The organism is Luteimonas sp. Soil_N_1 (assembly GCF_057656255.1).
In genome coordinates this window covers 2,664,596-2,686,895 of record NZ_JBDGKS010000001.1, presented here as the reverse complement: position 1 = coordinate 2,686,895, position 22,300 = coordinate 2,664,596, and the positions used below count along the sequence as shown (strand labels likewise).

General features: G+C 67.5%; 23 protein-coding genes. 9 read left to right on the top strand and 14 right to left on the bottom strand.

Going from position 1 to position 22,300, the window contains the following annotated elements; genetic code table 11:
* Nucleotides 1-211: 211 nt before the first annotated feature.
* Nucleotides 212-436: a YbdD/YjiX family protein gene (locus AC3A4E_RS12510; RefSeq protein ID WP_487631760.1), complete on the bottom strand. Its 225-nt coding sequence runs from the start codon at nt 434-436 to the stop codon at nt 212-214.
* A 31-nt stretch (nt 437-467) separates the two neighbouring features.
* Nucleotides 468-2,561 carry a carbon starvation CstA family protein gene (locus AC3A4E_RS12505; protein ID WP_487631759.1) on the bottom strand — a complete coding sequence of 698 codons (2,094 nt, stop codon included), beginning with the start codon at nt 2,559-2,561 and terminating at the stop codon, nt 468-470.
* Nucleotides 2,562-2,791: 230 nt separating this feature from the next.
* Here AC3A4E_RS12505 and AC3A4E_RS12500 point away from each other — a divergent pair, with 230 nt between their 5' ends.
* Nucleotides 2,792-3,427: an exopolysaccharide biosynthesis protein gene (locus AC3A4E_RS12500; RefSeq protein WP_487631758.1), complete on the top strand. Its 636-nt coding sequence runs from the start codon at nt 2,792-2,794 to the stop codon at nt 3,425-3,427.
* A gap of 16 nt (nt 3,428-3,443) precedes the next feature.
* On the opposite strand, the gene AC3A4E_RS12495 is transcribed toward AC3A4E_RS12500, so the two are convergent.
* From AC3A4E_RS12495 to miaB, 6 genes are all read right to left on the bottom strand, one after another.
* Complete coding sequence (locus AC3A4E_RS12495; protein ID WP_487631757.1) at nt 3,444-4,469, bottom strand: magnesium and cobalt transport protein CorA; 1,026 nt, start codon at nt 4,467-4,469, stop codon at nt 3,444-3,446.
* Between the two features lie 208 nt (nt 4,470-4,677).
* Complete coding sequence (locus AC3A4E_RS12490; RefSeq protein ID WP_487632072.1) at nt 4,678-5,898, bottom strand: lipoprotein N-acyltransferase Lnb domain-containing protein; 1,221 nt, start codon at nt 5,896-5,898, stop codon at nt 4,678-4,680.
* Nucleotide 5,899: 1 nt separating this feature from the next.
* Nucleotides 5,900-6,769, bottom strand: a complete 870-nt coding sequence (locus tag AC3A4E_RS12485; protein WP_232137848.1) for a CorC family transporter — start codon at nt 6,767-6,769, stop codon at nt 5,900-5,902.
* Between the two features lie 73 nt (nt 6,770-6,842).
* Nucleotides 6,843-7,331 (bottom strand): rRNA maturation RNase YbeY, encoded by a 489-nt coding sequence (gene ybeY, locus AC3A4E_RS12480; protein WP_487631756.1) that lies wholly within the window; start codon nt 7,329-7,331, stop codon nt 6,843-6,845.
* A complete protein-coding gene (locus AC3A4E_RS12475; RefSeq protein ID WP_487631755.1) occupies nt 7,328-8,314 on the bottom strand; it encodes a PhoH family protein in 987 nt (328 codons plus the stop codon). The genes ybeY and AC3A4E_RS12475 overlap by 4 nt, the downstream gene beginning before the upstream one ends.
* A 60-nt stretch (nt 8,315-8,374) precedes the next feature.
* Nucleotides 8,375-9,799, bottom strand: a complete 1,425-nt coding sequence (gene miaB / locus AC3A4E_RS12470) for a tRNA (N6-isopentenyl adenosine(37)-C2)-methylthiotransferase MiaB (protein ID WP_487631754.1) — start codon at nt 9,797-9,799, stop codon at nt 8,375-8,377.
* Between the two features lie 163 nt (nt 9,800-9,962).
* On the opposite strand from miaB, the gene AC3A4E_RS12465 reads away from it, so the two are divergent.
* The 6 genes from AC3A4E_RS12465 to AC3A4E_RS12440 all read left to right on the top strand — a co-directional run bounded on the left by AC3A4E_RS12465 (nt 9,963) and on the right by AC3A4E_RS12440 (nt 15,054).
* Nucleotides 9,963-10,922, top strand: a complete 960-nt coding sequence (locus AC3A4E_RS12465; RefSeq protein WP_487631753.1) for a lytic transglycosylase domain-containing protein — start codon at nt 9,963-9,965, stop codon at nt 10,920-10,922.
* A gap of 156 nt (nt 10,923-11,078) precedes the next feature.
* Entirely contained in the window at nt 11,079-11,714 is a 636-nt protein-coding gene (gene petA, locus AC3A4E_RS12460; protein ID WP_268738816.1) for a ubiquinol-cytochrome c reductase iron-sulfur subunit, read from the top strand.
* Nucleotides 11,714-12,973, top strand: a complete 1,260-nt coding sequence (locus tag AC3A4E_RS12455) for a cytochrome b (protein ID WP_232137844.1) — start codon at nt 11,714-11,716, stop codon at nt 12,971-12,973. Before petA ends, AC3A4E_RS12455 begins: the two co-directional genes overlap by 1 nt.
* Nucleotides 12,966-13,709, top strand: a complete 744-nt coding sequence (locus tag AC3A4E_RS12450) for a cytochrome c1 (RefSeq protein WP_487631752.1) — start codon at nt 12,966-12,968, stop codon at nt 13,707-13,709. Before AC3A4E_RS12455 ends, AC3A4E_RS12450 begins: the two co-directional genes overlap by 8 nt.
* A gap of 160 nt (nt 13,710-13,869) precedes the next feature.
* The gene (locus tag AC3A4E_RS12445) at nt 13,870-14,490 is read left to right on the top strand and encodes a glutathione S-transferase N-terminal domain-containing protein (RefSeq protein WP_487631751.1); all 621 of its coding nucleotides are present in this window, start codon (nt 13,870-13,872) and stop codon (nt 14,488-14,490) included.
* Nucleotides 14,491-14,553: 63 nt separating this feature from the next.
* Complete coding sequence (locus tag AC3A4E_RS12440; protein ID WP_487631750.1) at nt 14,554-15,054, top strand: ClpXP protease specificity-enhancing factor; 501 nt, start codon at nt 14,554-14,556, stop codon at nt 15,052-15,054.
* An 87-nt stretch (nt 15,055-15,141) separates the two neighbouring features.
* Here the strand turns inward: AC3A4E_RS12440 and AC3A4E_RS12435 are convergent, their stop codons facing one another.
* From AC3A4E_RS12435 to AC3A4E_RS12425, 3 genes are all read right to left on the bottom strand, one after another.
* Nucleotides 15,142-15,483, bottom strand: coding sequence for a DUF3301 domain-containing protein (locus AC3A4E_RS12435; protein ID WP_487631749.1), 342 nt, complete (start codon nt 15,481-15,483; stop codon nt 15,142-15,144).
* 161 nt (nt 15,484-15,644) lie between these two features.
* Nucleotides 15,645-16,517, bottom strand: coding sequence for a carboxylating nicotinate-nucleotide diphosphorylase (gene nadC / locus AC3A4E_RS12430; RefSeq protein ID WP_487631748.1), 873 nt, complete (start codon nt 16,515-16,517; stop codon nt 15,645-15,647).
* Entirely contained in the window at nt 16,514-16,783 is a 270-nt protein-coding gene (locus AC3A4E_RS12425) for a Trm112 family protein (RefSeq protein ID WP_487631747.1), read from the bottom strand. Before AC3A4E_RS12425 ends, nadC begins: the two co-directional genes overlap by 4 nt.
* 125 nt (nt 16,784-16,908) lie before the next feature.
* On the opposite strand from AC3A4E_RS12425, the gene purE reads away from it, so the two are divergent.
* Together purE and AC3A4E_RS12415 are read left to right on the top strand one after the other, a co-directional pair.
* Complete coding sequence (gene purE, locus AC3A4E_RS12420) at nt 16,909-17,412, top strand: 5-(carboxyamino)imidazole ribonucleotide mutase (protein ID WP_487631746.1); 504 nt, start codon at nt 16,909-16,911, stop codon at nt 17,410-17,412.
* Nucleotides 17,409-18,560, top strand: a complete 1,152-nt coding sequence (locus AC3A4E_RS12415; RefSeq protein WP_487631745.1) for a 5-(carboxyamino)imidazole ribonucleotide synthase — start codon at nt 17,409-17,411, stop codon at nt 18,558-18,560. The genes purE and AC3A4E_RS12415 overlap by 4 nt, the downstream gene beginning before the upstream one ends.
* 48 nt (nt 18,561-18,608) lie before the next feature.
* Here AC3A4E_RS12415 and AC3A4E_RS12410 read toward each other — a convergent pair whose 3' ends face one another.
* The 3 genes from AC3A4E_RS12410 to rnr form a co-directional block, all read right to left on the bottom strand.
* Nucleotides 18,609-18,878 carry a CBU_0592 family membrane protein gene (locus tag AC3A4E_RS12410; RefSeq protein WP_487631744.1) on the bottom strand — a complete coding sequence of 90 codons (270 nt, stop codon included), beginning with the start codon at nt 18,876-18,878 and terminating at the stop codon, nt 18,609-18,611.
* A gap of 67 nt (nt 18,879-18,945) precedes the next feature.
* Entirely contained in the window at nt 18,946-19,710 is a 765-nt protein-coding gene (gene rlmB, locus AC3A4E_RS12405; RefSeq protein WP_487631743.1) for a 23S rRNA (guanosine(2251)-2'-O)-methyltransferase RlmB, read from the bottom strand.
* A gap of 107 nt (nt 19,711-19,817) precedes the next feature.
* Nucleotides 19,818-22,286: a ribonuclease R gene (rnr, locus tag AC3A4E_RS12400; protein ID WP_487631742.1), complete on the bottom strand. Its 2,469-nt coding sequence runs from the start codon at nt 22,284-22,286 to the stop codon at nt 19,818-19,820.
* Between the last annotated feature and the right edge of the window lie 14 nt (nt 22,287-22,300).

Below are 22,300 nucleotides of genomic sequence, written 5' to 3'. Positions count from 1 at the left end.
ACCGGACGGAAGGGCGCTGGATTCCCGCCTTCGCGGGAATGACGAGCACAGCTCGACTTGATCAGCGTTGCCCTGCCAAGAGCCGGCGCTTGCGCAGGTTCCCCTCGCAGCAGCGAACCAAGTCATCTGTCGTGACACAACGGCATCGCCAAAACGAAAACGGGCGGAATCCTGAGGTTCCGCCCGTCGTCGTGTCACGTGTCGTCCTGGATCAGCAGCAACGGAATCCGTTGCGTCCGCCGAAGCGGGCTTCCTGCCGTTCGCGGAAGAACGTCTTGTAGTCCATCGGCTCGAGGTCGGGATGCTTCTCGAGGATGTGGCGCACGTAGTTGTCGTAGTCGGGGACGCCGCAGCACAGCCGCGCCGTCTGGACGACCCTTCGCCACACACGCTTGTGCGTGGCGAAGTACTCGACGGGAACCAGCGCGCCGGCCATCAGTTCGGCACTCCGGTCACGAGCCGCGCCGTCACAGCCAGGCCTGCTGCTGTTCGGGCGTCAGTTCGACGAACGCCGATTCCTTGGCCGTCGGCGCGGGTGCGCGGCGGGCCTTGAGGATGGCGCGGACGGCGAAGAACAGCACGCTGAAGACCACGAACAGGAACAGTGCCGTCAAGCCGGCATTGACGTAGCCGTTGACGATGACCTGACGCATCTGGCCTGCGGTCTTGGCCGCGCCCAGCAGTTCGCCGTTGGCCAGCGCCGCCTGGTAGTGGCGGGCCTGGGCGAGGAAGCCCATGGCCGGCTTCGGGTCGAACAGCTTGATCAGGCCTGCGGACGTGGTGCAGATCAGCAGCCATGCCGCCGGCAGGACGGTGACCCATGCGTAGCGGTCCTTCTTCATCTTGAAGAGCACCACCGTGCACAGCATCAGTGCGATGCCCGCGAGCATCTGGTTGGCGATACCGAACAGCGGCCACAGGGTGTTGATGCCACCCAGCGGATCCACGACGCCCTGATAGAGGAAGTACCCCCACAGCGCGACGCAGCCCGCGGTGCCGAGTGCGTTCGCACCCCAGTTGTCGGTCTTGCGCAGCACCGGCACGAAGTTGCCCAGCAGGTCCTGCAGCATGAAGCGACCGGCGCGGGTACCTGCGTCGACGGCGGTCAGGATGAAGAGCGCCTCGAACAGGATCGCGAAGTGGTACCAGAACGCCATGGCGCCGTCGCCGGTGCCGGGCAGGGCGTCGTGCAGGATCACCGCGATGCCGACAGCGAGCGTCGGTGCGCCACCGGCGCGCGAGATGATCGTGCTTTCGCCGATCTGCTGGGCCTTGAGTTCCAGCGCCTCGGGCGTGATGACGAAGCCCATCTGGCTGACCGCGGCCGCTGCGCTCTGCACATCCGTGCCGAGTACCGCGGCCGGGCTGTTCATCGCGAAGTAGATGCCCGGATCGAGGATCGAGGCCGCGACCAGCGCCATGATCGCCACGAACGATTCCATCAGCATGCCGCCGTAGCCGATGTAGCGGGCGTGGGTTTCGTTGGCGAGCAGCTTGGGCGTGGTGCCCGAGGAAATCAGCGCATGGAAGCCGGAGACGGCGCCGCACGCGATCGTGATGAAGAGGAACGGGAACAGACCGCCCTTCCAGACCGGACCGTCGCCGGTGGAGGCGAACTCGGTCAGCGCCGGCATCTTCAGCGTGGTGACTTCCGGGCTGGCGATGACGATACCGATGGCCAGCGCGACGATCACGCCGATCTTGAGGAACGTGGAGAGGTAGTCGCGCGGGGCGAGCAGCAGCCACACCGGCAGGGTCGCGGCGACGAAGCCGTACCCGATCAGCATCCAGGTGATCTGGGTGCCGGTGAAGGTGAAGGCCGGGCCCCAGTAGGGATCCGCGCCGACCTTGCCGCCGAACCAGATCGCCGCGAGCAGGGCGATGATGCCGAAGATCGAGATCTCGCCGATCTTGCCCGGGCGGATGTAGCGCATGTAGATGCCCATGAAGATCGCGATGGGCATCGTCGCGATCACCGTGAACATGCCCCACGGGCTCTCGGCCAGTGCCTTGACGACGATCATCGCCAGCACCGCGAGGATGATGATCATGATCATGAAGGCGCCGAACAGCGCGATGGTGCCGGCGACCTGGCCCATCTCCTCGCGCACCAGATCACCGAGCGAACGGCCGTTCCGGCGGGTGGAAATGAAGAGGACCATGAAGTCCTGCACGGCGCCCGCGAGCACCACACCGACGATCAGCCACAGCATGCCGGGCAGATAACCCATCTGCGCAGCGAGCACGGGGCCGACCAGCGGACCGGCGCCGGCGATTGCGGCGAAGTGGTGACCGAACAGCACGTGCTTGTTGGTCGGGACGTAATCGAGACCGTCGTTGTTGACGTGCGCGGGGGTTGCCCGACGCGAATTGAGCCCCAACACCTTATCGGCGATGTACAGGCTGTAGTAGCGGTATGCGACCAGATAGATCGAGACTGCGGCCACGACGATCCAGAGCGCGCTGATCTGTTCGCCTTGTCGCAGGGCCACGACGCCCATACAGGACGCGCCCAGCAGCGCGACCGCGCCCCAGACTACGTGATTGATGGCACCCTTCATTTTCGGTTAATCCAGGGGAAGACGCGCACAGGGTCACCCCGGGAACGCGTGCGGTCAATGCGCAATCGGTCGAATGCGGCGTCAGGGTCTTAAGACTTTCGTCGTAGAGCCGCGAACCGCCTGCTAGCATCGCGCTTCCGGATCCCGTGTCGAGCGCCCATGCAGGCTGTCGCGAACGGCCTGCACCGCAGGTCCGCCCTGGTTTCCAACTCGATCGAGCACGCGACACGATGACTGACGCAGACGACACCCTGACCCTGCGCGGTCAACTGCAGTCGTTGATCGCGCGGCTGCCGGATGGCGATGTGCAGGTCGGTCCGCTGGTCGACGAGCTCGGTACGCAGGGCATGTTGCTGCTGGTCATCCTGCTGACCCTCGTGTTCCTGATTCCGGTGTCGATCCCCGGCGTCAGCACCGTGTTCGGCGCGGTGATCGTGCTGATCGGCGTCGCCCGCATGGCCAATCGTGCGCTGTGGCTTCCCGATGCGGTGCGTCGGCGCACGGTGCCCGCGGGCCGGCTGCGCGGCGCGCTCGATACCGGGCTGACGTGGGTCCGTCGTCTGGAGCGCATCACCAGGCCCGGGCGCCTGTCGCGTCTGACCGATGGTCGCGCGATGGGGCTGGTCAACGACAGCGCGCTGGTCCTCGGCGCGGTGCTGCTGATGGCGCCGTTCGGCTTCATTCCCTTCAGCAACACGATTCCCGGCGTCGCCCTGATGTGCCTGGCGATCGGCCTGCTGCAGCGCGACGGCCTGATGGTGTTGCTTGGCCACGTCGCCAACGTGCTGACGATGGTCTACTTCGCGATCCTGATCGGCGGCGGCCTGGCGATCCGCGAACTGTTCGTACGCTTCTGGCCCGCGTGAGTGCGCGGCCGCGCGGTTACAGCCAGCGCGCCTTCTTGAACATCCGGTAGAGCACGACCATCACCACGCCCACGCCGCCGATCAGCAGAGGATACGCGTAGCGTTCGTCGAGCTCGGGCATGTCGTGGAAGTTCATGCCGTACCAGCTGGTGATCAGCGTCGGCGCGGCGAGCAGGGCGGCCCAGGCACCGAGCTTCTTGACGATCTCGCCCTGGGTCAGCGTCACCAGCGCCTGGTTGACGCCCAACGCGGTACCGAGGATGTCGCGGATCGCGTCGATGGTCTCGTTGATGCGCACCGAGTGGTCGAGCACGTCGCGGATGTAGAGCTTGGCTTCGCTGGGAATCAGCGGGCTGCTGCTGCGCACCAGCTGCGAGAGCACGTCCTGCAGCGGCGTCACCGCGACGCGCATGTAGGTCAGCTCGCGCTTGAGCTGGTAGAGCCGGATCACGATGCCGCGATGGAACTGCTCGCTGATGATGTCCTGCTCGAGTGCGTTGAGCGTCGTCTTGAAGTCATCGACGATCGGCAGGTAGTTGTCGACGATCGCATCGAGCACCGCGTACAGCGCGGCCGGCGCGCCCATCGCCATCAGTTCTGGTTCGCGTTCGATGCGCTGCCGCGCTGGTGCATACGACAGCGATGCGCCGTGGCGCACGGTCACCAGATAGCGCGCGCCGAGGAAGATGTGCGTCTCGCCATAGGCGATGCGCTCGTCGATGGCCTGCGCGGTGTTGGCGACGATGAACAGCGAATCGCCGTAGGCCTCGATCTTCGGTCGCTGGTGCGCCTTGCCTGCGTCCTCGATCGCGAGATCGTGCAGACAGAATTCCTGCTGCAGTTGCGCCAGCACGTCGGCGCCCGGTTCGTACAGACCGATCCACACGAAGCTGCCGTCGTCGATCGCCAGCACGTCACTGATGTCGTCGAGCAGGATGTTCTGCTTGCGGCCATCCGATCCGTACACCGCGCAATTGACGACGCAGGCAGGATTGGCGGCCGCAGGCGCCGCGGCGGGGAGTGGTTCGGATGGGGTCTGCATCGCGCCATCGTCCGCCACCTGCGCGGGCGCGACAAGCGCGGAAACGGTCGGGACGGATGCGCGTGCGGTCTGAAGCAGTTGCGCGGCGTTCCCGGCGTGCGATGCCGCATCCATCCGGACTACCCCTGCTGCCGGCCTGATGGCCGGATCTGCTTGCGAGGCAGCGGTCCGATCGTGTCGTCACTCCGGCTCTCCGCCGGGATGACGATCAGGCGCGACGGCGTGTCAGCGTCGCGGCCTGCCGCCGCAACATCCAGAACAGCGCCACGTGCACCGGCATCAGCAGCGCCAGCCACGCCGCATTGCGCTGCGGCAGCACCGGCAGCCAGTGCAGGAACAGCGCGACGATGCCGCATACGAGCACCGTGGGAAGCACCCATCCGAACAGTGCACCGGGTGCGCGTCCACGTGCGATGCGCCAGCCGCCGGGCAGCAGCAGCAGGCACAGCGGGTTGAACAGCAGCAGGTTGTGATTGCGCCAGGCGAACACGTGTTCGCTGCCCAGCCACAGGAACAGCATCAGGCCGCCAAGCAGGGCGCTCAGTGCCCAGAACGGCAAAGCGATCGCGGCCAGCGTGCGCGGTGCGGACCGGCCCGCGACCAGGATCGCCGCGCCCAGCGCGAGGCCGGCCACCAGCCACGGCCACAGCAGACGTGCGCGCTCGGCGGGCTCCGGCGCTTGCGTGTGCGGCACGATGATTTGTTCGCCCGACACCAGCGGACGGCCATCGACGTTGCGCGCGCTGCGCAGCGCATCTGCCAGTCGCATCGGCACGAAGGCGTCTTCCCACAAGGCGTTGGGTCGATCCGCGGACGGCCCCAGGCCGATGTCGAAGCCCAGCCACATCCACAGCGCCGGCGAGGCCAGGCGCACCGCGTCGCCGCGGTAGGTGTTGCCGCGCGAGCGGCCCTGCAACTGACCACGCAGCGCGCCGCCGAGCGCGGTGTCGATCGCGTCGCGCACGCGCGTGGAGCAGTTGTCGGTGAAGTAGTCGTAGCGGTAGTGCGCGTTCTCGGGCTTCGCGTTCTCGGCCAGCGCGCCGGCGAGCTCGCGCGCCTGCGCCGGATCGAGATCCAGCCACTGGATCGACACGCCACGGCCGACATCGCGGTAGTAGGCGAGATCGTCGGCGAGCGGCAATGCCGCCAGCATGTAGCGCATGTCGCCGCGGATGAAGCGCGGCACGAAGTCGGGCTCGTTCGGATCGAAGAAGCCGAAGTTGTACGACAGCGGTTCCGGCTGCGCCGGATCGTCGACGACCAGCGCGTTGTGGCCGAAACGTTCGAAGAACACATCGCCGGGCTGCATCGTGGCCACGCCGATGCGCGGCACGCCCGCGTCCTGTGCGACCGCGAGCAGCGGCCACAGTGCCAGGCACAGCAACAGGACCAACGTGCGCACGAGCAAGCGCATCGGCCCGCGTGACAGATCAGGCTTCGGCATGCACGCTGACGTGCAGCGCGTGCAGGCGTCGCGAGTCGGCATCGGTCACCCGGAACGCGAAACGGCCGAGGGTGAGTTCCTCGCCGACCTCTGGCAGGTGCCCGATCGCGCCGGTGATCACGCCACCGATGGTGTCGTACTCGGCGTCGTCGAAATCGGAACCGAAGCGCTCGTTGAAGTCGGAGATCGGCGTCAGCGCGCTGACTGCGAACTGGCCGTCAGCCTGGGCCGCGATCAGGGCGTTCGGATCCTCGGCATCGTCGTGTTCGTCGTCGATCTCGCCGACGATTTCCTCGAGCACGTCCTCGATCGTCACCAGGCCGGCGACGCCGCCGTACTCGTCGATGACGATCGCCATGTGGTTGCGTGACAGGCGGAACTCGCGCAGCAGCACGTTGAGCTTCTTGGATTCGGGAATCAGCACCGCCGGACGCAGCAGCTCGTGGATCGAACCGGGACCGTTGTCGGCCACCACGCCGCGCAGCAGATCCTTCGCCAGCAGGATGCCGAGGATCTCGTCCTTGTCGTCGCCATGCACCGGGAAGCGCGAGTGGCCGGACTCGACGACCTGCCGCATCAGCTCAAGGAACGGCGCCTCGGCGGGGAGGGCGACCATCTGCGCGCGCGGCACCATCACGTCACCGACCGTCTTGCTGGAAATGCCCAGTGCGCCTTCGAACATGCGCAGCGTATCGGCATCGATCAGACCGTCTGCGTGGGTATCGCGGAGCAGTTCCACGAGGTCCTCGCGGTTGCTCGGCTCGCCGGAAATGGCCGAGCTCAGGCGCTCGAGCCAGCCGCGGCGGCGCTCCTGGGGTTCGGAGGCGGGGGAAGGTCGACTGTCGTCCTCGGACATGGCGTGGTGCGTGTTCGCGAATCGCCCGGATGGGCCTTGGTAGCAGTCTATCAGGCCGCCGTGGAGGCGCCCGTCAGCGCAGCTCGCCGGCGTAGGGATCGTCGATGCCGAGGCCGGCGAGGACCTCGCGCTCCAGCTGCTCCATCGCCTCGGCGTCCTTGTCGTCCTCATGGTCCCAGCCGAGCAGGTGCAGCACGCCGTGCACCGTGAGGTGCGCGTAGTGCGCATTCAAGGACTTGGCCTGCTCGGCCGCCTCGCGCGCGACCACAGGCGCGCAGATGACGAGGTCACCGAGCAGCGGCAGATGCACGCCCTCGGGCAGACCTTCCGGCAGCTCGGCCGGGAAGCTCAGCACGTTGGTCGCGTAGTCCTTGCCGCGGTAATGGCGGTTGAGCGCGCGGCCTTCGTCTTCGTCGACGATCCGGATCGCCAGATCCGCCTCGCGGATGCGTCCGGCCAGCGCGGCGGCCGACCACTTCCGGAAACTCGCCGCGGCCGGCAGGCCCTTGCGCGGCAGCGCATAGCCGATCGCGACATCGAGTCGGGTGGGGCCTTGCGTCATCCCTGCGCCGCCGGGCCGGTGGCCGCGTCACTGGCATCGCGGCGCTCGTAGGCGGTGACGATGCGCGCGACCAGCGGATGGCGCACCACGTCACGCGCTTCGAAGAACGTGAAGCTGACGCCCTCGACCTCGTGCAGCACCTCGATCGCATCGCGCAGGCCGGACTTCACGTGCTTGGGCAGATCGATCTGGGTGAGGTCTCCGGTCACGACCGCGGTCGAGCCGAAGCCGAGACGGGTCAGGAACATCTTCATCTGTTCGATCGTGGTGTTCTGCGCTTCGTCGAGGATCACGAACGCATCGTTGAGCGTGCGGCCGCGCATGTAGGCCAGCGGCGCGATCTCGATGACGTTGCGTTCCAGCAGCTTGGCCACCTTTTCCACGCCGAGCATTTCGTACAGCGCGTCGTAGAGCGGGCGCAGATAGGGATCGACCTTCTGGGTCAGATCGCCGGGCAGGAAGCCGAGCTTCTCGCCGGCCTCGACCGCGGGCCGCACCAGGATCAGGCGCTGGACCTTGGCCTCGTTGAGCGCTTCGACCGCCATCGCGACCGCGAGGAAGGTCTTGCCGGTACCGGCCGGGCCGACGCCGAAGTTGATGTCGTGGCCGGTGATCTTGTGCAGGTATTTGGCCTGGTTCGCGCCGCGCCCGCGGATCGTGCCGCGCTTGACGCGCACCGAGACTTCCTGCGGTGTGTAGTCCTCTTCGACGTTCGCCGGGCTCAGGCGCAGGTTGATCGCGTGGCTGTCGAGCACCTCGCCTTCACTTTCGGCGTAGAGGGCCTTGAGCAGCTTCTCGGTGCGGTCGAGCATCGTCTCATCGCGCCCAGTGACGCGGAAGATGTTGCCGCGGTTGGCGATCTCCACGCCCAGTCGCAGCTCGATCTGGCGCAGATGGCCGTCGAAGGGGCCGGCGAGATTGGACAGGCGCTCGGAGTCCGAGGGCTCGAGCAGGAAGGTGCGTTCGGGAAGGGCGTTGGTCATGGCGCGGATTCTAGCGAGGGTCGCGACAGGCGGACGTGTAAATCCGCCCCGCGGCGCGGATCAGTCTGTGTCGCGCAGCACCAGGCGACCACGCAGCGAATTGCTCAGCGCCGCGGTGATCTCGACATCGACGAACTGGCCGATCAGCCGCGCCGGGGCCGGGAAGTTCACCGAGCGCATGTTCTCGGTCTTGCCGGTGAGCTCGGCCGGATCCTTGCGCGACGGGCCTTCGACCAGCACCGTCTGCACGCTGCCGACCATGCGTTCGGAAATGCCGGCCGCGTACGCATTGATGTGCGCCTGCAGGCGCGACAGCCGCGCGTGCTTCTCCTCCTGCGTCACCGAATCCTCGAGATCCGAGGCCGGCGTGCCGGGACGGCGCGAATAGATGAAGGAGAACGACTGGTCGAAGCCGACGTCCTCGATCAGCTTCATCGTCTTCTCGAAATCCGCATCGGTCTCGCCGGGGAAACCGACGATGAAATCCGAGCTGATGGAGATGTCCGGCCGCACCGCACGCAGTTTGCGGATCTTCTGCTTGAACTCGAGCGCGGTGTAGCCGCGCTTCATCGCCGACAGGATGCGGTCGCTGCCGGCCTGCACCGGCAGATGCAGGTAGTTCGCCAGCTGCGGCACGTCGCGGTAGGCCTCGACCAGCGAGTCCGAGAACTCCAGCGGATGCGAGGTGGTAAAGCGGATGCGGTCGACGCCGTCGATCTCGGCGATCGTGCGGATCAGCAGGCCGAGGTCGGCGATGGTGCCGTCGCCCATGTCGCCGCGGTAGGCGTTGACGTTCTGGCCGAGCAGGTTGATCTCGCGCACGCCCTGGCCGGCCAGGCGCACCACCTCGATCAGCACGTCCTCGAACGGGCGGCTGATCTCGGTGCCGCGCGTGTAGGGCACGACGCAGAACGAGCAGTACTTCGAGCAGCCTTCCATGATCGACACGAACGCAGTCGGCCCCTCGGCGCGCGGCTCGGGCAGGCGGTCGAACTTCTCGATCTCGGGAAAGCTGATGTCGACCTGCGGCACGCCGGTCTCGCGCTTGGCGCGGATCAGTTCGGGCAGGCGGTGCAATGTCTGCGGGCCGAACACCAGGTCAACATAGGGCGCACGCTTGATGATCGCGTCGCCTTCCTGCGACGCGACGCAGCCGCCGACGCCGATCAGCACCGGCCTGCCGTCCTTCTTGAGCGCCTTCCAGCGGCCGAGCTGGCTGAAGACCTTCTCCTGCGCCTTCTCGCGGATCGAGCAGGTGTTGACCAGCACGACGTCCGCTTCCTCGACGTTGTCGGTCAGCTCCAGCCCGTCGCTGGCGGCGAGCACGTCGGCCATCTTGGCCGAGTCGTACTCGTTCATCTGGCACCCGTGGGTCTGGATGAAGAGCTTGCCGCGCACGCGCGGACGGTCGCCGGGAGCAGGCACGGGCGCGGAGGACGGATCGGAAGCGGGCGCACTCGGCGCCGTGGAAGCGGTCTGGGTCATGGCGTGTCCGGGGCGCGGCGCTGAGTCCGGGCCGGATGGCTGGATGGGGGCGAAAGTCTACCGGCAACGGCGGCAGACGCGCGCCGGCAGCCACATCCCCGGAGTCACCGGCGTTCACAATCAAGCACTTGGCAACGCCTCCCGAACATCGGACACTTCGCCGGTGAAACGGGGATGGGGACTCATCGCGACACTTGCGCTGCTGACGGCCTTTCCGGCGGTCGGCAGCACGCTGTATCGCTGCGTTTCCGGCGACGGCGTGCCCCAGTACGTGAGCAAGCGTGTGAGCGGTGCGACGTGCCGCGCGGTGGGCAACGCGCCGCCTGCGCCGCGGCGCAGCAGCGTCACGCCGGCCGCACGTCCAGCCGCGACGCCCGGCACCGCGCCTGCGAACGTCGACAGCGGCGCGCCGGCGACCTTCATGGGCGGCGCGCCGGTACCGGCGTCCACTGCCGCCACGCCGGCAGCGGCGGCGACCGCAGCGACCGCTGCAGCCCCGCCTGCCGCCGCCTCACGCACGCAGCCGGCAAGCGGACAGCGTCGCCTGCAGCAGGGGCAGGTCTATTCCTACGTCAAGGATGGCGTCCGCCACTACAGCAGCCGCCGACCGGCCGGTGGCGCGGACGTGGCCGCCGTGCGGACCATCAACTACAGCTTCTTCGAGACCTGCTACGCCTGCGGCGCGGCACCGGGGGTCAATTTCGGCAACGTCAGGCTCAACAACGATGCCTATCGCGACGAGGTGGCCCGGGCGGCCAGTGATTTCGGCGTCGACGTGGCGATCGTCCGCGCGATCATGCATGCCGAGTCCGCGTTCAATCCCAATGCGCTCTCGCGCGCCGGCGCCCAGGGCCTGATGCAGCTGATGCCGGCCACCGCCGCGCGTTTCGGCGTGGTCAACGCCTTCGACCCGGAGCAGAACATCCGCGGCGGCGTCGAGTACCTCGCGTGGCTGCTGAAGCGCTTCAACGGCGACCTGACCCTGGCCGCGGCCGGCTACAACGCCGGCGAAGGCGCGGTGCAGCGCCACGGCGGGGTGCCGCCGTATGCCGAAACCCAGCGCTACGTGGTCCGCGTCGGCACGCTGGCCGACCGCTATCGCGGCCAGCTCGCCAGCCGCTGAGCCGGTATCTGCATCCGGCATCTGCAAATCGATTGTCGGTCGATTCAGGCTTCCGCTACACTCGGGCCTCTCTATATGCGGCCATCCGTCCTACGTGGGCGAAACGGTCCGCGGCAGCCAGTACGCAACAGCTACCGAAAGAGGGCGGGGTACCGGATGGTCGATGAAGCGGTGAGCGGACCTGGTGGGGATGGTCCAGTCAATGAGGGGCGGCGTCGGTTCCTGACCGCCAGTACCCTCGTCGTGGGAGCGGTGGGCGCGGGTGTGACCGCGATTCCGTTCATCAAGTCATGGAATCCCAGCGCCCGGGCCAAGCTCGCCGGTGCACCGGTGACCGTGGACATCAGTGCGCTCCAGGAAGGCCAACGCCTGGTCGCCGAGTGGCGCGGGCAGCCGATCTGGATCGTCAAGCGCTCCAAGGCGATCCTCGAGGCGCTGCCGACGCTCGACGGCATGCTCAAGGATCCCGAATCCGGGAATCCCGACCAGCAGCCGGCGTACGTGCTGGCGGCGAATCCCGAGCTGCGCTCGATCAAGGCCGACATCTCGGTGCTGGTCGGTCTGTGCACGCATCTGGGCTGCTCGCCGGAGATGGTCGCCGAGATCCGGCCGGCGCCGTTCGACGCCAACTGGAAGGGCGGCTACTTCTGCCCCTGCCACAAGTCGAAGTTCGACATGGCCGGCCGCGTCTATGACGGCGTGCCCGCCCCGACGAACCTGCTCGTGCCGCCGCATTACTACGCCGACGACAACACGCTCGTCATTGGTGTCGATCCGGAAGGAGCCGCCTGATGGCCAACGTCCTCGTCCGCGGCGCCAACGGCGTCTTCAACTGGGTCACCGAGCGGGCACCGGCTTTGATGCCGATGTACCGCAAGCACATGACCGAGTACTACGCGCCGAAGAACTTCAACATCTGGTACATCTTCGGCGTGCTGTCACTGGTGGTGCTGGTCAACCAGATCCTGACCGGCATCTTCCTGACGATGCACTACAAGCCGAGCGCGACGGAAGCCTTCGCCTCGGTCGAATACATCATGCGCGACGTGGAGTGGGGCTGGCTGATCCGCTACATGCACTCTACGGGTGCGTCGCTGTTCTTCATCGTGGTCTACATCCACATGTTCCGCGGCCTGATGTACGGCAGTTACAAGAAGCCGCGCGAGCTGGTGTGGATTCTCGGCATGCTGATCTATCTGGTGCTGATGGCCGAAGCCTTCCTCGGCTACGTGCTGCCGTGGGGCCAGATGTCGTTCTGGGGCGCGAAGGTCATCATCTCGCTGTTCGGCGCGATTCCGGTGATCGGCAACGGCCTGACCGAATGGATCATGGGCGACTACCTGCCCAGCGACGCCACGCTCAACCGCTTCTTCGCCCTGCACGTGATCGCGCTGCCGCTGGTGCTGCTGCTGCTGGTCGTGCTGCATCTGGGCGCGCTGCATGAAGTGGGCTCGAACAATCCCGACGGCGTCGAGATCAAGTACGGCCCGAAGGGCAATCGCTGGTCGCCGACCGCGCCTTCCGACGGCATCCCGTTCCATCCGTACTACTCGGTGAAGGACGGCTTCTACGTCTGCTTCTTCCTGATCATCGCGGCCTTCATCATCTTCTTCGCGCCCGCGTTCGGCGGCTGGTTCCTCGAGCACGACAACTTCACCGAGGCCAACCGCCTGGTGACGCCCGAGCACATCAAGCCGGTCTGGTACTACACGCCGTACTACGCGATGTTGCGCGTGGTGCCGCACAAGCTCAGCGGTGTGCTGGTGATGTTCGGCGCGATTGCGATCCTGTTCCTGGTGCCGTGGCTGGACCGCTGCAAGGTGCGCTCGCACCGCTATCGCGGTCCGATCACCAAGGTCATGCTCGCGCTGCTGGTGGTGTGCTTCGTGTGGCTGGGCAAGATCGGCGCCGGCCCGGGTACCGACCCGGTGGAGACGATCATCGGCCGCGTGCTGACGTTCCTCTACTTCGCGTTCTTCATCACGATGCCGGTCTGGACCAAGCTCGACCGGACCAAGGCAGTCCCGGACCGGGTGACGATGCATGACTGACCGACTCTTTGCGCGCATCGCCACTGCCGTCGCGGGCCTGCTGCTGTCGTTCGGCGCGTTCGCCGCCGCCGGCGGGCCGGTCGAGCAGGCCGGCACCGACATCGGCGACCGGGCCTCCCTGCAGCGTGGCGCGCAGCTGTACATGAACTACTGCGCGGGCTGCCATTCGCTGAAGTTCCTGCGCTACTCGCGGATGGCCGAGGATCTGGGCCTGACCGAGGACGAGGTGATGAACAACCTCAACCTCACGGGCGCGGCCTACGGCGAGCACATCATTTCGTCGATGCCGGCCGAGCAGGGCGCGCAGTGGTTCGGACAGGCACCACCGGACCTGACCCTGATCACCCGCGTGCGCGGCAGCGACTGGGTCTACACCTACCTCAAGTCGTTCTATCTCGACGAGACCCGCCCGCTGGGCTGGAACAACACGCTGTTCCCGAACGCCTCGATGCCCAACCCGCTGTGGGAGATGCAGGGTCTGCAGCGGCCGGTGCACGGTGAGGTCGACGAGACGGGCGAGCCGGTCGTGGCGCATCTGGAGCTCGGCACGCCCGGCAGCCAGGACGCCCGCCAGTTCGAGCAGACCGTCCGCGACATCACCGCCTTCCTGGAGTACGCCGGCGAGCCGGCCGCGCTCAAGCGCCAGCAGCTCGGCGTGTGGGTGCTGCTGTTCCTGATCCTGCTGACCTTCCTGGCGTGGCTGCTGAAGCAGGAATACTGGCGCGACGTGCACTGAGCAGGCGCAGGGTTGCAACGCCGGTCGGCCCATTGCCGTCCGGCGCGGTGAAATGCGAGACTCGGGACACCGCGACGACCGTCTGCGAGAGGCATTCGGCGTCACCGGGCTGGCGGATTCCAGCCTCCGGACAGGCCGGGTGACGGCCGTGGGTGCATCCATGCGAAACGTGCTGACGCTGTTCTCTTCTGTCGACGACGTGCTGTGTCATCGCGCGCGTCTTGTGCTGGCCGCCAAGGGCGTGAACTACGACATGGTGCCGGTGGATGCGCAGAATCCGCCCGAAGATCTGATCGACCTCAATCCCTACCATTCGGTCCCGACCCTGGTCGAGCGCGAACTGGTGCTCTACGGGGCAAGCGTCGTCAGCGAGTACCTCGACGAGCGCTACCCGCATCCGCCGCTGATGCCCGTCGATCCGCTGTCGCGCGCGCGGCTGCGTCTGGCGATGCTGCGCATCGAACACGACTGGGTGCCGCAGGTGCAGGCCATCCAGATGGGCAACAAGACCCAGGCCGAGGCGGGACGCAAGCGGTTGAAGGAACTGATCACCGCCGCAGTACCGCTGTTCAAGGCGAGCAAGTTCTTCCTGAATCCCGAGATGAGCCTGGCGGACTGCACGGTCGCGCCGATCGTCTGGCGACTGCAGGCATTCGACATTCCGTTGCCCAAGGACGGCGCCAAGGCGATCGAGGACTACGGCAACCGCATCTTCCGCAGTCCCGGTTTCGTCCGCAGCCTGACGCCGCAGGAGCGACAGCTGCGCGCACTCCCGGAGTGATCGGGCGTCCGGTGTTCAGGTCTCCATTCCGGGGACCCGGACCGACCCGTTAGACTGTCGCGCATGACCGACAGCATGCCTCCCATGACCAGCCATCGCCCGTATCTGCTGCGGGCGCTCTACGAATGGATTGCCGACAACGGCATGACACCGCACATCCTCGTCGACGCGCGGCTGCAGGGCGTGCGTGTGCCCGCGCACGCGGTGAAAGACGGCCGCATCGTGCTCAACATCGCCGATCGTGCGGTCGGGCGGCTGGAGATGGACAACGACAGCGTCCGGTTCTCGGCACGCTTCGGCGGCGTCAGCCAGTCGGTCCTGGTGCCGATCGCCGCCGTGCTTGCGGTCTACGCGCGTGAGACCGGGCAGGGCATGGCGCTGCCGGACGACATCGACGGGTCCGGCGAGCCGCGTGACGAGGCCGAGGACAGCGCGCCGTCGCTGCATGCGGTCGAGGATGACGGCAACGGCAACAGCAACGACAGTGGTGGAGGCTCCGATGATCCGCCGGATGGCGATACGCCGCCGGAACCGCGCCGCGGGCATCTGCGGGTCGTGAAGTAGGCGGCGGAAGCCGCTACGCACCGAGTGCGTCAGGACGTGAAAGCGTCAGGGTGAGAGCGTCAGAACGACGACGCGCGCTGCTGGATCTCAGTTGGTCCAGTGGATCGGTACCGGTTGCGGGCGGGTCGGGCCGCTGAAGGCGACGAGCTGCTCGCCCCGCAATACCAGGTGCCCGATGTGGCGCTGCACGCCATCCTCCGAATACTCGAAACGAAAGCTGCGTTCGACACGCAGACGTCCGTCGTCGCCGCGGCGCAGGCGCATCGAGTGCGCATGTACGGCCTGGTCGAGCCATTGCACCCCGGCACGCTCGCAGGCATCGCGCCCGAGCTGACCGGCGCGCTCGGCAGCTGCACGCGCGCCGCTCCACCACAGGAATGCGGCGAACGCGGCCAGCATCACGAAGATCATCGTCGGAAAGTCGGGCATGCGCGAACTGTGGCGGCGGCGGATGCCGGATACAAGTGTGGATGTGGCAATGCCGTGTTGCGGCTTGCGGATCGATGTTTCGCTTGCGCGTGAGAACGTCAGTGACGTGAGGGCGTCAGTACAAGCGAAATCGTTAGAGCGGGCTGCGACGCGCGACGGGATCAGCGCGGCGGCGGGCCGAGCTTGAGCGACAGGTCGATCGCGCGGACATGCTTGGTCAGACCCCCGATCGACACGCAGTCCACGCCGTCCTCGGCGATCGCGCGCAGGCCATCGAGGTCGACGCTGCCCGAGACTTCCAGCGGGATGCGTCCGTCATACGGCGCCCCGCGTGCGATGCGCACGGCTTCGCGACGCGTCTGTGCATCGAAGTCGTCGATCAGCACGCGCGTGCAGTCGGCATCGAGCGCAGCGCGCAGTTCGTCGAGCGTTTCCACTTCGATCACCAGCGGCAGACCGGGCGATTGCGCACGCGCGGTGCCCACTGCCGCGGCGATGCCGCCCGCTGCGCGCACGTGGTTTTCCTTGAGCATCACCGTGTCGTAGAGCCCGATGCGGTGGTTGTGGCCACCGCCGACGCGTACCGCGTATTTCTGCGCCAGCCGCAGGCCAGGCAGGGTCTTGCGGGTATCGAGGATGCGCGTGCCGGTGCCGGCCACCGCGGCAACGTGGCGCGCGGTGACGGTCGCCGTCGCGCTCAGCGTCTGCATGAAATTGAGCGAGGTACGTTCCGCGCTGACCAGCGTGCGGGCGCGTCCCTGCAGCGTCGCGAGCACGGTGCCGGCGGTGACGCGGTCGCCCTCGGCCACGCGCCAGTCGATGCGCACATCGGGATCGAGCGCGCGATGGCAGGCGTCGAACCAGGGGCGTCCGCAGACCACGGCGTCTTCCTTGCACAGCAGGTAGGCGACGTCGTCGTGATCGGGCAGCAGCGCCGCGGTGACGTCGCCGCTGCCGATGTCTTCGGCAAGCGCAGCGGCGACGTTGGCCGCGACCGCCGCGTGCGGGATGTCGAAGCGGTCGGTTCCGCTCATGCCTTCGGGAAGTCGGGGATCTGTGCGGTTGCGATGGCTTCCTCGACCAGCAGCACCGGAATGCCGTCGTCGACGCGGTAGACGCGCTTGCGATCGTGGGTGATCAGCGCTTCGCGCACCGGACCGGCCTGCGCGGCGCCGTCTTCGCGTCGCGCCGAGCCCGCGGCAATCGCCGCGTTGAGCGCGTCGAGGCCCGCTGCATCGAGCAGCGCGAGCGGCTGGCGGCTGGCGGGGCAGACGAGAATATCGAGCAGCTTGCGGTCCATGGGCGGTCTTGTGCGGGCAACGGGAGCGGACCGGAAGGTTAGCATTCGGCGATGCGCGGCCGTGGCATGCAAGCACGATGACGCCGGGCCGGATAAAATGCGTCTTTGTGGCCGGGGGACCCCCAATGACCGCCAGTTCCGTTCCGCCGAAGGTCGGCATCGTGATGGGATCGCGATCCGACTGGGACACGATGCAGCACGCCGCGCAGAAGCTCGAGCAGCTCGGCGTTCCGCATGAAGTCCGCGTGGTGTCCGCGCACCGCACGCCCGACGTGCTGTTCGAATACGCGTCCAGTGCGCAGTCGCGCGGCCTGCGCGCGATCATCGCCGGCGCCGGTGGCGCTGCCCACCTGCCGGGCATGCTGGCCTCCAAGACCGCGGTGCCCGTGCTCGGCGTGCCGGTGCAGTCCAAGGCGCTCAACGGCATGGATTCGCTGCTGTCGATCGTGCAGATGCCGGCCGGCATTCCGGTGGCGACGTTCGCGATCGGCAATGCAGGCGCCGCCAATGCGGCGCTGTTCGCCGCGGCGATGCTGGCGTCCGACGATGCAGCGGTCGCGGCTGCACTCGCCGAGTTCCGCCAGCGGCAGACCGACGACGTCGCCGGCAACGACGATCCGCGTCGATGAGCGCGACGACGGTCGGCATCCTCGGCGGTGGCCAGCTCGCGCGCATGCTGGCGCTGTCGGGCGCGCCGCTCGGCCTGCGCTTCCTCGTGATGGACGCGTCCGATGACGCCTGCGCCGGCCAGTTCGCACCGCTGCTGGTCGGCGACTATCGCGACGAAGCTGCGCTGGCCGAGTTCGCCCGCAAGGTGGACGTGGCGACGTTCGATTTCGAGAACGTGCCGGCCGAGAGTGCGCAGTGGCTGGCCGAGCGTGTCCCCGTGTTCCCGAATCCCGGTGCGCTCGCGCTGACCCAGGACCGGCTGGCCGAGAAGACACTGTTCCGCGAGCTCGACATTCCGGTACCTGATTTCGCCGACGTCGCGACCCGCGCGCAGCTCGACGATGCGGTTGCCCGCATCGGCACGCCGTGCATTCTCAAGACGCGGCGGCTGGGGTACGACGGCAAGGGCCAGTTCCGGATCAAGTCGCCGGCCGACGTCGATGCGGCATGGGATGCGCTCGGCGCGCAGGCTTCGAGCGTCGGGTTGATCCTCGAAGGTTTCGTCGCGTTCCAGCGCGAACTCAGCGTGGTCGCCGTGCGCGGCCGCGATGGCGAGTTCCGCGCCTGGCCGCTGACCGAGAACTGGCACGTCGACGGCGTCCTGTCGGCCAGTCTCGCGCCAGCCCGCGTCGACGCGTCGCTGTACGCGACCGCGCTCTCGCATGCACGTGCGATCGCCGAACGCCTCGGCTACGTTGGCGTGTTCGCGCTGGAACTGTTCTGCCGCGACGGGGAGCTCCTCGCCAACGAGCTGGCGCCCCGCGTGCACAACTCCGGGCACTGGACGATCGAAGGCGCCGAGACCTCGCAATTCCAGAACCACCTGCGCGCCGTACTGGGCCTGCCGCTCGGCGATACCGCCGTACGCGGTCTGGCCTGCATGCTCAACTGGATCGGTACGCTGCCCGATGCGGCCCCGGTGCTGTCGACACCCGGCGCGCACTGGCACGACTACGGCAAGCAGGCACGCGACGGGCGCAAGGTCGGTCACGCGACCCTGCGCGCCGACGAATCGGAAGCGCTGGCCGAACGCCTCGCGGCGCTCGGCGAGGCCCTCGGCCTGCAGGCGCAGGTGTCGCCGGTGGTGACTCACCTGCGCGAAGGCTGAGCCGGATGTCGAACGGCGGCGCGGCGTCCTCGCCGACGCCCGTCGCCTTCAGACGCCGGGTGTGCCCATCCGCTGGCGCGCGCCGAGTGCGCGCACGATGCCGAACAGGCTGATCGCGATCCACGCAAGCTGCATGATCAGCACCGGCATGCTGAAGGTGCCGTACAACGACACGGCCATGCCGATCGCGCCGATCAGGTTCAGCAGCAGATAGGGCAGGCCCGCGCCGGAGAGGCGCGTGACCTGCAGCAGCAGGTAGGCGAGGACGACCAGCATCGCGCCGACGATGCCGCACCACTGGTGCCATTGCAGATCCATGATCGAGTCCGGGAAGCGGGGATCGCCGCATCTTCCGCCGCGGCGCCGCTGACGGCAACTGCCGGACTTACACCTGTCGCTGGCGCACGGCCTCGAACAGCGTCACGCCGGCGGCGACCGAGACGTTGAGGCTCTCGACACCGCCCAGTGCATCGCCGCCCGGCATCGGAATCGTCACCAGACCGTCGCAGTGCTCGCGGGTCAGGCGGCGCAGGCCGTCGGCCTCACCGCCCAGCACCAGCGCGACATTGCCGCGCAGGTCGGTCGCGTACAGCGACGCGGTGGCTTCGCCGGCCAGGCCGTAGATCCACACGCCCAGCTTCTGCAGATCGCGCAGCGTGCGCGACAGGTTGGTGACGCGCACCACCGGAATGCTGTCCGCCGCGCCAGCCGACGTCTTGCGCACGGTCGCGTTGACCTGCACGGCCTTGTCCTTGGGAATGACGACCGCGGTAACGCCCGCAGCCGCAGCGCTGCGCAGGCAGGCGCCGAGGTTGTGCGGATCCTGCACGCCGTCGAGCACCAGCAGCAGCGCCTTGCCCTCTGCGGCCTCGACCAGACCTTCGAGTTCGTTCTCGTCCCAGGTCTTCGCCGCGGCGTAGCGCGCGACCGCACCCTGATGCCGCAGGCCACCGGCGACGCCGTCGAGCGCCTGCTGGTTGACCCGGCGCACGTCGATGTCGCGGCGGCGCGCGGACGATTCGATCTCGACGATGCGCGGATTCTTCGCGCCCGCTTCCAGCAGCACCTCGCGCACGTTCTCGGCGTCGTGTTCGACGGCCGCGGCCACGGCGTTGATGCCGACGATCCACTGGTTCTGCTTGTTGGTCATGGTGCTGGGAATTCGAAGAAAGGAATGCGGGTGTCTTGAAACATCGACGGGGCCGGCACCTGCGCGCCGGCCCCGCGAACGAGGGCCATTCTAGCGAAACGGCCTGATCAGTAAGGCTTCTTCTCGCGCTTGGCCGGCTTGCCGCGCGGCGGCGGCGGCTTCGGGCCACCCTGGACGGTCGAGTCCGGGTCGACGAGACGGAAGTCGATCTTGCGGTCTTCCAGGCTGGCCTTGAGCACGATGATCCGCACACGGTCGCCCAGACGGTACTGGCGCCCGGCACGCTGGCCGTTGAGCATCCGGCGGATCGGATCGAAGCTGTAGAAGTCGTTCGGCAACTGGGTCACGTGGACCAGGCCGTTGACCTTCGACTGGTCCAGTTCGACGAACAGGCCGAAGCTGGTCACGCCACTGATCACACCGTCGAACTGGCCGCCGACATGCTGCTCCATCCACGCGGCGCGGTAGCGCTCGTCGACTTCGCGCTCGGCTTCGTCGGCGCGTCGCGAACGCTCCGAACACTGCAGCGACAGGCTTTCCATCAGGCGCGGCGTGTACATGAACTTCGCCAGCGGCTGGCCCGACAGCACGTGCTTGATCGCCCGGTGCACCAGCAGATCGGGGTAGCGCCGGATCGGCGAGGTGAAATGCGCGTACGCCGCCAGCGCCAGACCGAAGTGACCGATGTTCTCGGGCGTGTAGACCGCCTGGCTCTGGCTGCGCAGCAGCACCGACTCGAGCAGAGTCGCGTCGGGACGCTCCCGGATCTTCTTCAGCAGGACGGTGAAATCCTTCGGCTGCACCTTCGGCCACGGCGGCAGACGCAGCGAGAATTCCTTGAGGAATTCCAGCAGGTCGGCGTACTTCGCTTCCGGCGGCTTGTCGTGCACGCGGTACGGCGCGGGGATGGCGGCCTCGAGCAGGAAGCGCGCGGCCTCCACGTTCGCCGCGATCATGCATTCCTCGATCAGCTTGTGCGCATCGTTGCGCTGGAGCATGCCGGCCTGGGTGACTTCGCCGGTGTTGTCGAGCACGAACCGCACTTCGGACGATTCGAACTCGATCGCGCCTCGCTTGGCACGTGCCTTCGACAGCACTGCATACAGCTGGTGCAGACGTTCGACCTGCGGCAGTACCGGCTTGATCGCGGCGCGCGTGTCTTCGTCGAGTTCGCCGACCGCCTTCCACACCTGGGTGTAGGTCAGGCGTGCGTGCGAATGCATCACCGCTTCGTAGAACTTCGATTCCGACACCGTGCCGTCGCGCAGCACCTGCATGTCGCAGACGAAGCACATGCGGTCGACCTTCGGCTTCAGCGAGCAGATGCCGTTGGACAGCGTCTCGGGCAGCATCGGCACGACGAAGCCCGGGAAGTACACGCTGGTCGCGCGCAGCTGGGCTTCGTCGTCGAGCGGCGTGCCGGGACGCACGTAGTTCGACACGTCGGCGATCGCGACCACGAGACGGAAGCCGTCGCGGTTGGGTTCGCAGAAGACGGCGTCGTCGAAATCCTTGGCGTCCTCGCCGTCGATCGTCACAAGGGGGAGCGTGCGCAGATCGACGCGGCCGCCGACCATGCGTTCTTCCACGTCCACCGGCACCGCGGCGGCTTCGTCGAGCACGTCCTGCGAGAACTCGTGCGGCAGGTTGTGGCCGTGGATCGCGGCCTCGACCACCAGCGACGGCTTGAGCACATCGCCGAGCACGGTCAGCACGCGGCCGATCGGCGGACGGTGCGAATCGCCCGGCGCGGTGATCTCGCAGACGACCAGTTGGCCGTGCTGCGCGTCCTGGCGGGCATCCACCGGAATCTGGATGTTGCGCTGGATGCGGCGATCGTCGGGCACGACATAGCTGATGCCATGTTCGACCGAGAAGCGGCCCATGAGGCGCGTCGTGCGGCGTTCGAGCACTTCGACGACGACACCGGCGCGGCGGCCGCGTGCATCGACATTGGTCAGGCTGGCCAGCACGCGATCGCCGTGCATGACCTTGCGCATCTCGGTCGGCGGCAGGAAGAGGTCTTCGCCCGCGCCGGAATCCGGCCGCAGGAAGCCGAAGCCTTCCGGATTGGCGATCACCGTGCCGGGGATCAGGTCCATGCGCTTGGCCGGCACCAGACCGCCGCGGCGGTTCTGCAGCAACTGGCCTTCGCGCAGCATCGCGCCGACACGCTTGCCGAGTGCGTCGGCGCGATCGGGTTCGGTGAGCGCGAGCTTGACCGCGAGCTCGTCGAGCGTCATCGGACCGTCGGCATCGACGAGCACCTGCAGGATCGCCTCGCGGCTCGCGATCGGATTCGCGTAGCGCGCCGCTTCGCGGTTGGCATGCGGGTCTTCGAAGCGGCCGCCGCGCGACGGAGGCGGGGGCGGGCGGTCCTGCGGCGCCGACTTCGGCGCACCGGAACGCAACGCGCGCTGCAGGCCGGGATCGGGCATCCAGGGCGGCAGTGCGTCCTTGCGGTCGCTGTGTGTTTTCGGGCGGGCCGGACCGGAGGTGCCGCGCTTGCCGGCCCCCTGCGATGCGGGTCCGGGCGTACCGCGGCTGCTGCCGCGCTTGCTTGGAGGTTTAGCCATTGCCGCGATGGTAC